We start from the raw sequence: 16,333 nt of genomic DNA on the forward strand, positions 1-16,333 counted from the left end.
TAAGAAGTATACCACTTATTAATTCTGTCATGCAAAATTACTTCAAGCATTAAGCCTTTTATCTTTCAAAAAAGGATAATTAAATACATACAAAGGATTATTTTTATTAAATCTAATTAATATTTACCTTTACGATCATAATTTTATTCTACTATATGCAACTAACTACTAACTATATAGACAAAATAAGCGGTCAACAAACAACAAAGAAAACAGAAGGAGAATCAATTATAGAATACACAGATAATGATGGAGATTACTTTCTAGAAAAAAATCAAAAAGTAGGGCGTTACTTTATAACTTACTATAAATTTATGTTAAATAGCCCCATCACCATTTCTCTATCTCCAAACTCTAAAGGTATTTTAATGCTATTCTTACTCGAAGGAGAACAACAACTTTCTCATCATCTAATAAGAAAAGTAGATAAAGAGAATTATATACTTAAAATAGACTCCTCAAAACAAGAAACTCGTTACATTTCCATTTTAATACCTAAAGGAATTATAATAAAACTAAAACAAGATTTATTAATAGATTTTGAAGCTGAAGAACTACCTAGCACTTTAAAACTAGACGATTTAATAAAAAAGAACAAAATCATCTCCCCAGAAATGAAATCCGTAATCACGGATATATACTCCTGTCAAAGAGATGGTTCATTCAAACAAGTTTATTTAGAAAATAAAATAATAGAGTTACTGTTTTTACAATTAGAATATATCAATCAAGACCAATCAAAATCTTATATCTCCAATAGAGACATTGAAAGAATGCACTCTGCTAGAAAACTATTAACTCAAAACATTAAACATCCATATACTCTATCAACTCTTGCTAAAAAAGTAGGTACAAATGAATTTAAACTGAAAAAGTATTTTAAAGAGCTCTTTGGTTCAACAGTGTTTGGATATCTAAATGAGCACAAGATGAACAAAGCAAAAGAACGATTACAAAATTCTGATATTACAATTTCCGAGCTAGCAGAAGATCTAGGTTATAAATCACAGAATCATTTTAGTACAGTTTTTAAAAAATTTTATGGTTATCCTCCTAGCGATATAAAAAAAGTTAAAAACATAAATAATAACAGAACGCACACTATAAACTTATTACCTTTATTCTTTATAGAGAAACTTGAAGCTCTAGAGCTTCTTACAGTAAGCACATTTATATTATAACGAAATAGAAATCAATAGAATAACAACTATGCTTTTACTTAAAATAATTAGTTATTATTCTGTTTTATTTTTTATATTTGCACTCGATTTTAGACCAACCTCTGGCGAGGTCCGTGTATGTTGTTCTGAAAAATAACTTTTATACATTATTACAATGGCAGATTTAATGAAATTCGTTCAAGACGAATTAGTTGCAAAAAAAGATTTTCCTCAATTCAACGCAGGAGATACTATCACTGTTTACTACGAAATTAAAGAGGGTGACAAAAAAAGAACTCAGTTCTTTAAAGGTGTAGTTATCCAAAGAAGAGGACACGGTACTACTGAAACTTTTACTATCCGTAAAATGTCAGGTAACGTTGGTGTAGAGCGTATCTTCCCAATCAACATGCCAGCTTTAGAAAAAATCGAAGTTAATCAAAGAGGTAAAGTACGTAGAGCTCGTATCTTCTACTTCAGAGAGCTTACTGGTAAAAAAGCAAAAATCAAAGAAAGAAGAAGATAATCAACTTTCTAAGAGTTATAAAAAAAGAGATTGTACAATGTACAGTCTCTTTTTTTTATGCTAAAAAAAGGGAAGAGATAATTAAATCCCTTCCCCCTATATTAATTTACACCTTTTCTATTATCATAAGATCTTGTGTCGATCAACTTATTATATGGGTCAATACCTACCTCTGTTGGTTTCTCATCTACTACAATAGTAAAATCATTCATAATATCTGATACTTTTACTTTTTTCAGATATAAGGCTTTCTCTTTACTATTTTTAGACTTGTCTTTCACATCTTCTTGTGCAAAAATCCCTATTTCTATATAATCTGCTAATGGAAGTGATCTAATTTCTACTCCTTTATCCGATTTGTAGACACGTGTATTCACATCAGAACCAGACTTAGTCGTTGCATCCGTATAGCTCTTTTCTCCTTTATCATCAGCTCTATATTTACTTACGATAGCTTTAATTTTCACTTCATACTTACCATTGTCTAACTTTTTTACTTCTGCTTTATCTATATAATTGTCATATAAAGTAATTGTCTCAAACATATCCTTAACTAAGTATTTCAGTGAATCAGGAGTTGCCTCTTTAATGTCCGCTACTAACTCAGATGCAGTAGTATAAGGAGCATCTTGAAAAGCTACCTTTTTAATATATCCTTTTAAAATATCATTAAGCTGCTTATCTCCCAGGTAATCGCTCATCGCATAGAATACTAAAGAGCCCTTTTGATAATGGATATACTGTTGGTTCTCATTATACATCAATGCTTTTTCTTTTTTACTCTCGCCACTACGTCCTCCTAAGTATCTATCTAATGCTTCTTTTAAAAACTTACGCATCTGTCCTTTTCCATATTCTGCTTCTAATACTTTTAAAGAACTATATTCAGCTAAACTCTCAGACAACATCGTTGCTCCTTGAACATTAGCTCCTATCACTTGATGAGCCCACCATTGGTGCGCTACCTCATGAGAAGTTACTGCGAATGGATAATCTACCTTATTATTAGCCTCTTCATCTACTTTAGCAATAAATCCAATAGCTTCTGAGAATGGTATTGTATTCGCAAATGATTGAGCGAAAGTTCCCTTTGAACTAGGAAACTCAATAATACGAACTTGTTTATGTTGGTATGGGCTAAATTCTTTCTCATAATAAGCTAGGGACTTCTTCACCCCATTTACCATGCGATCGATATTATATTCATGCCCTTTATGGTAATATATCTCTATATTAATATCATTCCATTTATCGCGTTTCACTTCATATCTAGCAGAATTATAAGCATAGAAATTCAGCATTTTCTGGTCCATTTTATAATGGAAATAGCGTCTATCCCCTTCTGTCCACTCTTTCTGTAGGTATCCAGGAGCTATCGCTATTTGATCTGCTGATGTACTTACAGTAGTTTCAAATGTTACCCAATCTGAGTCAGAACTTATATATGTATTTTGTAATGCTTTCCTATCTGTTTGCTCCGCCATGCGCTCTTTTGGTTTTAGACCATACTTTTTACGCACCTCATCATCAGACAACTCAAATCGACTTATGTACCCAAAAGAAGGAAACAACTCACCATTATTAATGAATGTACCATTCTCTAGTACAGAAGAATTATTGCGAATAGCGGTATTTTCTTTATTCTTTACTTCAAACTTAAATACCAATTTTTCTCCATGAGCTAAAGGCTTAGTTAATTTGTATAATCTAATACCAATCACAGTATCATTTAATACTTCTTTTGCTCCATCAACAGTGATGACATTAATATATCTTTTAACATAGTTTACATAAAGGCTATCTACTGCTTTCTCATTCTTATTCTCTAATACATACTGTCCTTTTGCTAAAAAGTCCCCTTGTGCTGGATATAAATCAAAATCTACTTTTATATCTGTAATACGAGGAAGAATCATATTCTCATATTTCTTATAAGTCTTTTCATACTCTACTGTTAATAGCTCATTTTCTTTGTCTGAAGTATACTTATTTAATACCGTATTTTCATAGTACAGATATCCCCCTAAACTAAAGAATCCTATACCAAAAAGTACAATAACACTTACTATACCTTTATTAGCTCTTTTTCTAGCAAAGTATAATCTCTCTTTCAAATTATTCACTATACCTCTTCTCCAGAACAATAATGTCAATCCACTTAATGAAATAATAAACATTACCCAATAAAGAGCATAGATATAATATCTACTTAAGTTAGAGCCAAAGCCATTCATATCAGAATAGGGTGTTCCTGGTAGTTTATTAAAAAAGAAGATACGTTGTTCAATACCTAACTTTGACAATTGTCCTCCAAATAAGAAGAACACAAATAAAACAAAGAATCCTACCAGATAGTTTCTAAAATAAGTTTGAACCGCAATAGCTAATCCTGCCCAAATCATATACCATATCCAACTTATTCCTATTAGCTCCTTAAGATAAAGTCCTATCTCAAAGTTGTAATAACCATTGTGTATTTGTACAATAATCCCTCCTATCATAATAACTACTAACAAGAATAACTGTACTACTATTAAACTTATAAACTTAGAAAAGAAGAATACATAGTTAGGAGTTGGCGTAGCATCTATTAATAAGTCCATTCTAGACAACTTTCCTCTATGTACTAATAACCCTGCTCCTAAGAAAGTAATAATGATGATGACCAACTGAAATGTAGTCCCAGGTATTCCTAACATTAAGCGAGTAACTGGATATACTGTAGTCCCATATAGAGAAGTCGCTGAAGAAGAGACTAACAACATCATTAAAATACCTAATCCCACAAGGATCATAAACACCTTATTCTTAGCTAGATATTTTATCTCTCCTTTAGCGAAACTAAATATATTACTCCACTGTGTTCCTAATGAAAAGTTATAGCTAACCTTAGGTAATTCAATACGTACTATTCCTCCGAAATTATTTTTCGTTACGCGTTCTGATTTTTTAGACTTTCTACTAAAAGTAAATGCTTGCTGTGTAAACGTAAAGAACTTTGCAAGACCTCCTAAGAACAATAAAGATACCGCTAACCAAATTCCTCTATTTAATAGATACCACTTTTCTATAGGAAGATTATTATTGTTTATTTCATCCACTGTCCAGTACTCAGTATAATATCTTAAAGCCGAACTTCCTGATGGATCTAATAAAGCAACTAACTCTTTATTATCCATATCATGTCCTAAGCCTCCTATTATCCCTTGTATAATCAATAAGATCACCATAGAGACAAAACCGATATACACACTTCTAGACATTGTCACTACAACAAATACAATACTACCAAAGAATATCATATTAGGAATAATGGTCAATAAATACACCTGTACATAACTCCAAAGCACATTCTCTCCTAATAAATTAGGATTAGCCCACGGTAGTAACGTCGCTAGGAATATACCAATACCTATCGTTAAACTAATTAATAAGGTTACTAAAAATGAACTTAAGAATTTTCCTGCTAAATATTCTCTTTTAGAAAAAGGATACGAGAATAAAATATGATGTACCTCATAACGAAAATCTCTATAAATAGAAGCCCCGATAATAGAAGGAAATAAGAAATAAAGTAAATTATTAAAACCTTCTATAAAATTAGCCAATACATAAGGTGAATTAAACTTCATTAGAGAACTAGACGTTACTTTCACGACATCAAAAACTCCAACGGCACTAGCCATACTTAAAAAACCTAGCAAAAAGAATAATACTAGGTATAGATAAAATACCCAGTTCTTTAACCAGCGTTTTATTTCAAATGAAAAAATAGTTCCAAACATCGTTTATCCGTTTTTAAGTGCCACAAAATAAACATCTTCTAAAGTTGGCTGTACTGATACAAAACCTGCTTCTGTAAGCGAATCCTCTGAATACACTCTAATGTTTAGCTTATTATCTTGATTATATTTTCCAGACAGTATCATAAGATCCTTATTAAGTTCTTCTGCCACCTCACGTGTAGTTTCTCTAGTCCATATCTTACCTTCCAATTTCTGTTCAGCTTGCTTAGGTGTACTTCTTTCTAATAGATTTCCTCCATTTAGAATAGCCATCTCATGACATAGTTCATTTACATCATCTACGATATGAGTCGAAAATATCACCGTATTATTATTACCGATCTCTCTAAGTACATTTAAGAAGCGATGTCTCTCGGCAGGGTCTAGTCCAGCTGTAGGTTCGTCTACTATGATTAACTTTGGATCGTTTAATAACAACTGAGCAATCCCAAAGCGTTGTTTCATACCACCTGAATATCCACTCACACTTTTACGACGAACCTCGTAAAGATTCGTTACTTCTAATACTTTCGTTACTATTTCCTTTCTTTCAGCTGCTTTTGATATCCCTTTTAATCGAGCGAAATAATCTAATAGATCTACTGCAGACATATTAGGATATACACCAAAATCTTGTGGTAAGTACCCCAACAGTTTTCTGAACTCACTTTGTTGTTCTAATATATTGATATCACCGAAGTGAATTGTTCCACTATCTGGTTTTTGAAGAGTAGCGATGGTACGCATCAGAGATGACTTACCAGCTCCGTTAGGTCCTAACAGACCGAACATCCCTGCTCCTATCTCTAAGTCTAAATTATCTATTGCTTTAACCCCATTTTTATAGGTCTTGTTCAAGTTTTTAATAACTAATTTCATAATCACATTTTTGGTTCTATTTCATAAGTAGCAAAAAGTGTAATTATGTTACATTATTTTTTAATCTTTTTTTAACAAGTAGATTTTTATCTATTATTTACAATGATACATAATACTAAGCATATCGCACCTTCATTGACATTAAAACATAATTTCTATTGTTTCAATAAATATAACTTTATCATTTATACCTTACTTTTACACCTTCTAAACGCCTATTAAATGTTACAACGCTTATTTGGTTTACAAAATCAAAACATCAGAATTCAAAGTGAAATACTAGCCGGTCTAACCGTAGCTATGACTATGATTCCAGAATCACTTTCTTTTGCCATACTAGCTGGCTTACATCCATTAACAGGATTATACGCTGCCTTTCTTATGGGGATTATAACAGCTGTTTTTGGAGGAAGACCTGGTATGGTCTCAGGAGGAGCTGGTGCTACTATCATTGTCATGATATCACTTATTGCTATGTATGGAATAGAGTACTTATTCGCAGCAGTAGTATTAGCTGGTATTATACAAGTATTAGTAGGAGTACTTAAGTTAGGAAGGTTTGTACGATTCATACCCCAGCCGGTCATGTATGGGTTCTTGAATGGATTAGCTATTGTAATATTCTTTGCACAAATAGCTCAATTTAAAATTGATATAGACGGAGTTAATACATGGCTTAGCGGAATGGCTCTATACATAATGATAGGATTAACGCTATTAACTATACTAGTTGTAACTATCTTTCCTAAAATCACTAAGAAAGTACCTGCTACTCTTGTTGCTATAATTGTAACTACAGCAGTTGTGTTTTTCTTCCAAGTAGACACTCGAAAAGTTATGGACATCGCTCATATCAGTGGTAGCTTACCTAGCTTTCATATTCCTTCACTCCCTTTTTCACTAGAGACTTTACAGATTATCTTGCCCTTTTCTCTGGTTATGGCAGGAGTAGGTTTAGTAGAATCTTTACTAACCTTAAGTATCGTAGACGAAATCACCAATACAAAAGGGAATAGTAATAAAGAGTCTATTGCCCAAGGTATAGCTAATATCACAAATGGATTCTTTGGAGGTATGGGAGGTTGTGCCATGATAGCACAGACTTTAGTTAACTTAGATGCTGGAGCTAGAAGTAGACTAGCTGCTATTATTGGATCGCTTACCATCTTAGCCATTATATTAGTTGGCGCTCCTATCATTGAACAGATACCTCTAGCTGCATTAGTAGGAGTGATGATGATTGTCGCGATTACTACATTTAAGTGGGTATCCTTTCAGTTAGTGACCAGAATGCCTAAAGCCGATATCTTTGTTTTATTTCTAGTCACTATCATTATTGTAATCACACATAACTTAGCCTTAGCTGTATTAATCGGTGTAATTGTTTCTGCTTTAGTATTTGCTTGGGACAATGCCATACGTATACGAGCTAGAAAATCTTTTGACCCTCACGGCAATAAAGTCTACGCTATTTATGGCCCATTATTCTTTGGGAGTACTACTTCTTTCATTGAGAAATTTACTCCTCTTACAGACACTCCTGTAGTATACATAAATTTTAAAGAATCCACAATAGTGGATATGTCTGCCATAGAAACTTTGAAAAAATTAATCGATAAATATCAAGAACAAAACAAACAAATCTTACTTATCAATGTCACGGCCGAAAGCAAAAGATTGTTAATCAATTCTAAGCTTTTCAACAGTAACTTATTAGAAAACAATTAGATTGATATAATCCAGTAGTCTATTATCAGAGTTAATTCTTTATATTTGAACTTAAACCACTACAATTTTAAAAAACACTATTATTATGCTAAAAATATCACTATCTGTATTACTTGCTATTCTAGGAGGTTATTTAATCTTTTTAGGTCTTAAGGCTGATATGTTACCTCCAACCATTACAGGAATAGGATTCTTTATAATTGCTATTATATTTAATCTACCTAAAGACAAAAAATAAAGGACTACCTCATCCGTTGTCCTTTTCTATTCTAGATTATAGACATTGATAGTATAAAATGATACTATCCCCTATAAAAAAAACACCTTACTAGAGGTGTTTTTTTGTAAACATATCTTATTACAAGTTGTTTATTTAATCTCTTTAATTTGCTGATAACTCGCAGTCAATACCTTTTAATGAATTATATTCTTCGATAGGAATAATAACGACTCCTTTATGTTCGTTTTCATTTACTATTAACTCATTACCACTGTCCATTACATAGTCTACATAAGTAGTTACATCCTCTGTAAAGTCACTAAAACTAATTACTTTATTCATTTTTTTAATCTTTTGAATATACTAATACAAGTATTAGACCAAAAAATTAACATTCATAAAAAAAATTACAATTTAAACTTAAATCCTCTTGGAGCCAAGAGTTTATCTTCATCATACATATTTAAATATAATACTACTGTATCTCGTTGTCCCTTAACATATACTGCATACTTATCTAAAAGTCCTTTTCCATTAATAAAACCATTGGGAGTCTCAAAATGACAACAACTTCCTATTCTATAAAAAGACAAGTCATTTCCTTTTAAATCAGTTAGATCATTTAAATACTCTCTCTGATTTTTAGGTCCTTCATTTGTCTTTACCCCTCCTACTTTTATAGGATTCTCAGGTGTGTATCCATACTCAAAAGCCTCTATCTCATTTACAGCAGTTACTTTGTTTTCTAATACTTGTTTAGTTTTACAACTCATCCCAATAAGAACTAACAAAACTAAAAACACAGGCTTTCTCATAATAAACTGATTTAAAGAATATTTACATCTCTAAGATACAGAAAATAAATAGACATTGAACTTTGTGATAGTATCATATGATACTATCAAGGATATAAAAACAATTCCATAGCTACCAAAAATAAAAAGCACTCCATTGGGAATGCTTTATTTATTTCTATCTATTCATTTTTATTTTTTTGCTTCATTTTTTCAATAGCAGCATCTAATCTCATTTCATTTTTTCTTGAAGAAAGCTCGTGATTTGTCGTCATTAAAGAATTATACTCTTCTAGTGATATCACAACAATTCCTTCACTTTTCCCCCTATTGATAATTAAAGTTTCAAAGTCAGTAGACACCTTATCAAAATAAGCTTTGATGTCTTTTCTAAATTCACTAAAACTTGCTACTAACATGCTATAACATTTTATTTTGCACAAATATATGTACAAAAAACAATACCATAAAAAAACATAACTATCAAATAATAAATATTTTACAAAAAAACACCTCATCCGAAGAGAGGTGTTTTTATATATTTTAGTAGATTAAATTACTTAATATAAGTAATCTCATTTTTAGGTTCTCCATCTAAGAAGCCTTGTTGCTCCATCCAAGCATCGCTATAGATTTTACTCATATAACGAGAACCATGGTCTGGAAACAACATAACTACTACACTATTCTCGTCAAATGCTCCTTCAGCAGCATATTGTCTTGTAGCTTGTAGCACAGCACCTGAAGTATATCCTAAGAATAATCCTTCCGTACGTGCCAACTCACGTGCTGTTTGTGCAGCATCTTTATCTGTTACTTTCATAAACTTATCGATAACAGAGAAGTCTGTAGCAGTAGGAATTAAGTTCTTTCCTAGTCCTTCTATTTTATAAGGAGCGATCTCATTAGGGTCAAGCTCTCCTGTCTCATGATATTTCTTTAATACAGAACCATAAGCATCTACTCCTAAGATTTGAATATTTGGGTTCATCTCTTTTAAGAAACGAGCAGTACCTGATATCGTACCTCCTGTACCAGAACAACATACGAAGTGTGTAATCTTACCTCCTGTCTGTTCCCATATCTCAGGTCCTGTAGATAGATAGTGTGCTTCTGTATTTAACTCATTAAAATATTGGTTGATATAAATAGAGTTTGGCGTTTCTTTCTGCACCGTCTTCGCTACCTCATAGTATGAACGAGGATCATCAGCCGCTACATTAGCTGGACATACATATACTGTAGCCCCCATCGCACGTAGCATATCTATCTTATCAGCAGAAGACTTATCACTCACAGATAGGATACATTTATATCCCTTAATAGCACTCACCATCGCAATACTAAATCCTGTATTACCTGATGTAGTCTCTACGATAGTACTACCCGGCTTTAATATTCCTTTTTTCTCAGCTGCCTCGATAATGTGCATTGCTATTCTATCTTTTGCAGATTGTCCAGCACTGAAAGCTTCTACTTTACCATAGAAATTCCCTTTTAACTCTTTTGTTGCTTTACTCAATTTTACAATTGGCGTTTTCCCTACAAGAGCCAATACATTATCATACGCTTGAATTTCTTCTTTCATAATATCTTATTTACTATGGATAGATGTTCTTTATCTCATCTACCACTGTTATCTAACAAATTTACTAAAAAAACAAAGAGACTACTCTTTTATCCCTTCTAAATCGAACATAAAAGCAAACTCTTTTGCAACTTCTTTTAAAGCCTCAAAACGTCCTGAAGCTCCTCCATGTCCTGCCTCCATATTCGTATCTAAATACAATTGCTTATCATTCGTTTTCATCACACGTAACTTAGCTACCCACTTAGCAGGTTCCCAGTATTGTACTTGAGAATCGTGTAAGCCTGTTGATACGTACATATTCGGATAATCTTGAGCAACTACATTATCTATCGGAGAATAAGACAGCATATAGTCATAATACTCTTTCTCATTCGGATTTCCCCATTCATCATACTCTCCTGTTGTTAATGGTATTGTATCATCCAGCATAGTCGTCATCACATCTACGAAAGGCACTTGAGCAATCACTCCATTGTACAACTCTGGTCGTTTATTCACTACTACTCCCATTAGTAATCCTCCTGCAGAACCACCTTCAGCATATAAATGTTCTGGAGAAGTATATCCTTCAGCAATCACATGCTCTGAACAAGCAATAAAATCGTCAAATGTATTCCACTTCTCTAATAGCTTACCATCTTCATACCACTGACGTCCCATATCTTCTCCTCCGCGAATATGTGCTATCGCATAGATAAATCCTCTATCTAATAAGCTTAGACGTGTAGTAGAGAAATAAGGCTCCATCGAATATCCGTATGATCCATACGCATATTGTAAGAATGGATTAGTACCGTCTTTCTTCATGCCTTTTTTGTACACGATAGACATTGGTATTTTCACTCCATCTTTTGCAGTAGCCCAGATGCGTTCTTCTACATAATTATTCTTGTCAAAAGTTCCCAATACCTCTTGTTCCTTCTTCACTTCTTTCTCACGCGTGCGCATGTTAAAGTCTATTACAGAAGAAGGCGTATTCATAGATTGGTATCCATAACGCAATATCTCTGTATCGAAATCTAAGTTCGTACCAGTATATGCATTATATGTTTCACTCTCAAATGGCAAGTAATACGCCTCTTTAGCATTGTCCCATGGTTGAATCTTTAAGTGAACCAATCCATTAGAACGCTCTGATACAACTAAGTAATCTTTAAAGATATCCACTCCTTCTAACAACACTTCTTCTCTATGAGGAATAAGCTCCACCCAATGTTCTACTCCTGTTTTATCTTCAGGACAACGCATTAGTTTAAAGTTATCTGCCTCATCTAAATTTGTCATGATATAGAAATATCCATCGTAGTGTGAGATATTATACTCTACCTCACGCACTCTCTCTTGGAACACTCTAAACTCTCCATCGGGATTATTAGACTCTAAGATTCTGTACTCACTTGTCAGCGTACTCTCGCTTCCTATCACTAAATACTTACGCGACTTTTCTTTAAAGATATGTGTATCGAATGTATCATCCTCTTCGAAATACACCATCACATCCTCTGTGATAGCAGTTCCTAATTTGTGCTTATAGATTTTATCAGCACGCAGTGTTACCTCATCTTTACGAGAGTAAAACAACGTCTTATTATCAGCAGCCCAAGTAGAACCACCTGTTGTTTTCTCTATCGAGATAGGAGATGTCTCTCCTGTTACTAAGTTCTTTACTTGCAGTGTGTATTCTCTACGAGATACAGTATCTACCCCATAAGCCACCCATTGGTTATCCTCAGATACATTGATACCTCTTAAATGAAAGTAAGAATGTCCTTCTGCCATCGCATTACAGTCAAACATGATCTCTTCATCAGCCTCTAAGCTTCCTTTTTTACGAGAAAATATAGGATAATTTTTTCCTTTCTCAAATCGAGTGATGTAGTAATATCCATTGTAGAAATAAGGTACAGAACTATCGTCTTCTTTTATTCTGCTCTTCATCTCTTCAAACAAATCTGTCTGTAAAGCCTTAGTATGTGCAGTTTTTGCTTCATAATAAGCATTCTCTGCATTTAGGTAATCGATAACCTCTTGATCTTCTCTATCGTTTAACCAGAAGTAGTTATCGATACGTGTATGATTGTGTGCTGTTAGCTCGTGAGGTCTCACTGTAGCTATTGGCGCTTGTATATCTTTATTCATTTTCAAATGTTAAAACACAAAAGTAAGGTTTTAATATTTAAATAAATGTTAGCATGGTTTAAATGAATACTAATGACCTACTCGTCCATTTATTGTACCTATTGAAACAAAAAAAGCCAAAGACTCTCATCTTTGGCTTTTCTATATCGTTGTATTAATCTTTATCTCTTCAAGAGTTCTAATGCTAAATTCATCTCTGCATCTTGTGCTTGCTGTAATCCCTTTTGAAAATCATCTGCTTTAATAGTATGATTAGGCAATACTCCTCTACAAGTGCGATCTTTATTTGCTATCGCATTAAAAAACACCTCACTTCTAGGCAGTGATAATACAGATTCTGTATTTGGTAATTTATAACTTAAAAACCATGCTGCAGTTGTGAAATCACTACAACTTCTAGTCTCCTGACCTACGATATCACCTCGCTTATTCAGTTTAAACAAATGTGCAAAATAAGCTGCTGCTGATACGGTATTATTATTCGCTAACAAAACCACTTTACCTGTAAACGCATTTTTATCCTGTGGGTAATTCTCTACATAAGAATCATCTAGACGACTGTTTCCATAATAGAACTGATCTTCTTCATTATAATCAAATCGCTGACTCATAAAGTTGTCTTGGCTAATGATATCAGCTGTATTTGCCAACTTTCCATTTTCATCTAATAGATTTTCCTTTATATTTACTTTAGGGACTCTAGTCGCATATTTATAAATATTTTTAAAACTCTTCTCTGGACTAATAAAAGAATAAAACAAAGGAATATTAGACAATAGACCTCCTCCATTATCACGAATATCCACTACTAGCTTTTTTATTTTCTTGTCTTTGATGTCTTGGAATACGTTGTTCAAGATATAGTATGCATAAGCTTCTGATACACTGAATGTAGTAATTTTCAGAATATAAGTATCATCATTTAATGGGTACCCAAAAATCCCTTTAGCGAAGGCAACAGTGCTTAGTGGTAGCACACTCTTCTGAGCATGATACTCATAATCGTTATAGTTCACTGCCTTTAGCATAATCGTCTTAGGAGCTGCCTCTACAGTCTCCTTATACTCGATAGTATACTCCTGAACTTCTGGAAACATTAAAGAAGCATAATTAGAGAAGTTCTTATTAGAACTAGCTTCTACTCCTCCATCTACCTTATTTGGTATCTTATTTAATAAGTCAGCAGTACTTACATTATTTACTTTGGTAATCTCAGCTCCCATTGGGATATCTAAAGTGTACTGATTGACAAACACTCTATTATCATATACACTAGTAGCTACAGGAAAGAAATGACTCATCTTAACATAATCCTCATAAATAATATCATCCATCTCAATACCTGAATGAGCATCACGTATTAACGCAACTGGATTACATAAGATAAAATTCTCTATGATAGGTTTCTGCTCTAAAGTATGACGTAATTCCTTTACCTTTTTATCAAACTCTTTTTCTGTTATAAATCGGAATGGGTTAGGATGCTGTTCTTTTATTGCCTTTACTACAAAATCAAAATCAGCCAAGTAATTCTCTTTGGTAAAATCTTTTACTTTTTTCTGCCCAAATGCAAAAAATTGCAAAAACAAAAAAGTTATTACCATAATATAACGAATTTTCACCATCTTTTTATTTATTTAAATATGAAAAAGCAAATATAACAACTTAAATAAACTCATGTAAAGAATATTTTAATTAATCTAAAAATTACTCTTGAGCAGTTTGTCTTACTTACTTAAACCCTTTTCATTAATTAAGTCCACTGCGTACTGTATCATCCCATACGCATTATAGTTATTTGCAGACTCAGGTATTATATAATCTATCTTTAAACCATTTCGGTGAACATTATACTCTTTATCATTTGGGTAGAAAGCGCCATAACCTGAGAAGTCTATTGTAGTATCATCTTTTAAAAGTACCCGTACACGATTAGTCACAGCGCCTCCAGTCTGCTTACCTACAGTGATACATCTTGGTGCCTGCTGAATCCCCATTCCCATATATTCAGCAGCACTCAGCGTAGTATGATCCACAAGTAGGACTACAGTTCCTTTATAATAATCCTTATTCTCATTGCCCGCCTTGAAAGGATCTATAATCTTAGCAATGCCTTTCTTAATATCCCATTCTCCTAACGCTGGCCCATACCAACCTAATGCTTTAAAAAAAGTAGTCCTATGAGGTAATAGGTAAGATGTAATAAGCTCTGGGCTTATATTCTTAGGATAATCACGTAGATCTAAGATAATGTTCTGCTTACTATTATTAGCCTTAAAGAAATTCTTCAGTTTTTTCTTTGTCGCTCTACCTAGATGAAGATATCCTATATCATCACCTAATTCAGGAGCTTTCTGTTCTTTAAAAAGTGACTCTACTGTTTTAAAATTCTTAAACTCTTCTCCCTTTAATAGAGGAACACTTCTTTCTATAATCTCTCCACTTTTCTTTTTTATACTTACTGTCATTGATTCTTGATCTCCTAAAGCAGGAAAATAAAAACTCTCAAATCTTTTTAAATAATTGGGATTAGATACACTTACATATTTTCCTATTGTACTTTCTCTATAGTCCTTTACAGACTTTCCTTCTACTCTAAAAATAACATCTCCTAGCTCTATATTACTCTCTTTAGCCTCGATAGGGTCATAAATAGTTGTTATCACTAAGGAGTCATTTATATTTTTGGTTCCATAGGTACTAAAACGTTTAACTTTAGTGTTCAGATAATAACTTGCTTGATAATCACTATGTGAATCGTTTAACTTTACGAAAAGCTCATCTTTTAGATACTCAAATTCTATCCCTTCAGTCGTCTTAAACCTCGGAACGAACTCAGTCAATACCTCATCCCATGGCGTATCTGCTAGATATATATTCACGTTGCCATAACGGATACTATTCCAAAAAGAAGATAAAAACAGCATACGGTGGCTTTCATTCTCATTACTAAAGTCAGCCAAAGCCTCTTCGTTATCAAACTTTACGATAGAGGATTTTTTACGATTAGTTAGATAATACTTACCATAATTAGTATTGTCTTTTAAGTCTGTCAAAATAGACTTTAATTCCTTATCATAGAGATCACTGTCTATCCATTCAAATCTAGCATTAACTGTAAATAATTTATCTTCACTTACTTTAATACCATCCTTTTTTAGAGGGTGTTTAGAAGAGTCGAACTGTTTTATCCATTGCTTTAAGAAAGTATTTAAAGCCTCTTCGTTCTTTATTGTTTCTAGAGTAGTATATGCTTTTAAGAATTCTTGATCCATATCATAACCACCTCTACTTACATTAGGATGTTTATACTTGACTAATCCCCATATATGTATTAGACTTTCAGAACTAACCTCTTTCAACTCTCTTTGCTGAGCAAAAGAAACAGTACAAATCAATAGTGTAAACAGTGCAAAAAATTTCTTCATTATATCGTTAATTAGATGTTTAATGTTCTAAATATATTGATAACGCCACAGAGCAGTTAAGCTATTAACACTAAAATAACTTT

The 16,333-nt window shown here is 32.8% G+C and carries 13 protein-coding genes; 4 read left to right on the plus strand and 9 right to left on the minus strand.

Annotated features, from left to right (window positions below; translation table 11 throughout):
• The first annotated feature begins 155 nt into the window (after positions 1-155).
• Together HX049_RS02290 and rplS are read left to right on the plus strand one after the other, a co-directional pair.
• On the plus strand, positions 156-1,181 hold the full coding sequence (locus HX049_RS02290; protein WP_286413708.1) for a helix-turn-helix domain-containing protein: 1,026 nt from the start codon (positions 156-158) through the stop codon (positions 1,179-1,181).
• A 154-nt stretch (positions 1,182-1,335) separates the two neighbouring features.
• A complete protein-coding gene (gene rplS, locus HX049_RS02295; RefSeq protein WP_006263034.1) occupies positions 1,336-1,686 on the plus strand; it encodes a 50S ribosomal protein L19 in 351 nt (116 codons plus the stop codon).
• A gap of 101 nt (positions 1,687-1,787) precedes the next feature.
• Here rplS and HX049_RS02300 read toward each other — a convergent pair whose 3' ends face one another.
• Both HX049_RS02300 and HX049_RS02305 read right to left on the minus strand, forming a co-directional pair.
• Positions 1,788-5,471: a M1 family aminopeptidase gene (locus HX049_RS02300; RefSeq protein ID WP_286413710.1), complete on the minus strand. Its 3,684-nt coding sequence runs from the start codon at positions 5,469-5,471 to the stop codon at positions 1,788-1,790.
• Positions 5,472-5,474: 3 nt separating this feature from the next.
• A complete protein-coding gene (locus tag HX049_RS02305; RefSeq protein ID WP_286413712.1) occupies positions 5,475-6,350 on the minus strand; it encodes an ABC transporter ATP-binding protein in 876 nt (291 codons plus the stop codon).
• A 222-nt stretch (positions 6,351-6,572) separates the two neighbouring features.
• Here HX049_RS02305 and HX049_RS02310 point away from each other — a divergent pair, with 222 nt between their 5' ends.
• Together HX049_RS02310 and HX049_RS02315 are read left to right on the plus strand one after the other, a co-directional pair.
• Entirely contained in the window at positions 6,573-8,078 is a 1,506-nt protein-coding gene (locus HX049_RS02310; protein ID WP_286413714.1) for a SulP family inorganic anion transporter, read from the plus strand.
• A gap of 85 nt (positions 8,079-8,163) precedes the next feature.
• The gene (locus HX049_RS02315) at positions 8,164-8,316 is read left to right on the plus strand and encodes a hypothetical protein (protein ID WP_164071959.1); all 153 of its coding nucleotides are present in this window, start codon (positions 8,164-8,166) and stop codon (positions 8,314-8,316) included.
• A gap of 144 nt (positions 8,317-8,460) precedes the next feature.
• On the opposite strand, the gene HX049_RS02320 is transcribed toward HX049_RS02315, so the two are convergent.
• The 7 genes from HX049_RS02320 to HX049_RS02350 form a co-directional block, all read right to left on the minus strand.
• The gene (locus tag HX049_RS02320) at positions 8,461-8,640 is read right to left on the minus strand and encodes a type II toxin-antitoxin system Phd/YefM family antitoxin (RefSeq protein ID WP_286413715.1); all 180 of its coding nucleotides are present in this window, start codon (positions 8,638-8,640) and stop codon (positions 8,461-8,463) included.
• Between the two features lie 65 nt (positions 8,641-8,705).
• The gene (locus HX049_RS02325; protein WP_286413717.1) at positions 8,706-9,113 is read right to left on the minus strand and encodes a hypothetical protein; all 408 of its coding nucleotides are present in this window, start codon (positions 9,111-9,113) and stop codon (positions 8,706-8,708) included.
• A 161-nt stretch (positions 9,114-9,274) separates the two neighbouring features.
• Positions 9,275-9,511 (minus strand): type II toxin-antitoxin system Phd/YefM family antitoxin, encoded by a 237-nt coding sequence (locus HX049_RS02330; RefSeq protein ID WP_286413719.1) that lies wholly within the window; start codon positions 9,509-9,511, stop codon positions 9,275-9,277.
• 137 nt (positions 9,512-9,648) lie between these two features.
• Positions 9,649-10,680 (minus strand): PLP-dependent cysteine synthase family protein, encoded by a 1,032-nt coding sequence (locus tag HX049_RS02335; protein WP_286413720.1) that lies wholly within the window; start codon positions 10,678-10,680, stop codon positions 9,649-9,651.
• Positions 10,681-10,761: 81 nt separating this feature from the next.
• Positions 10,762-12,822 carry a S9 family peptidase gene (locus tag HX049_RS02340; protein ID WP_286413722.1) on the minus strand — a complete coding sequence of 687 codons (2,061 nt, stop codon included), beginning with the start codon at positions 12,820-12,822 and terminating at the stop codon, positions 10,762-10,764.
• A gap of 161 nt (positions 12,823-12,983) precedes the next feature.
• The gene (locus HX049_RS02345) at positions 12,984-14,447 is read right to left on the minus strand and encodes a S41 family peptidase (RefSeq protein ID WP_286413724.1); all 1,464 of its coding nucleotides are present in this window, start codon (positions 14,445-14,447) and stop codon (positions 12,984-12,986) included.
• A 102-nt stretch (positions 14,448-14,549) separates the two neighbouring features.
• Entirely contained in the window at positions 14,550-16,250 is a 1,701-nt protein-coding gene (locus HX049_RS02350; protein ID WP_286413726.1) for a S41 family peptidase, read from the minus strand.
• Between the last annotated feature and the right edge of the window lie 83 nt (positions 16,251-16,333).

This window comes from Myroides odoratimimus, assembly GCF_030326305.1.
Classification (GTDB): Bacteria; Bacteroidota; Bacteroidia; order Flavobacteriales; family Flavobacteriaceae; genus Flavobacterium; species Flavobacterium odoratimimum_A.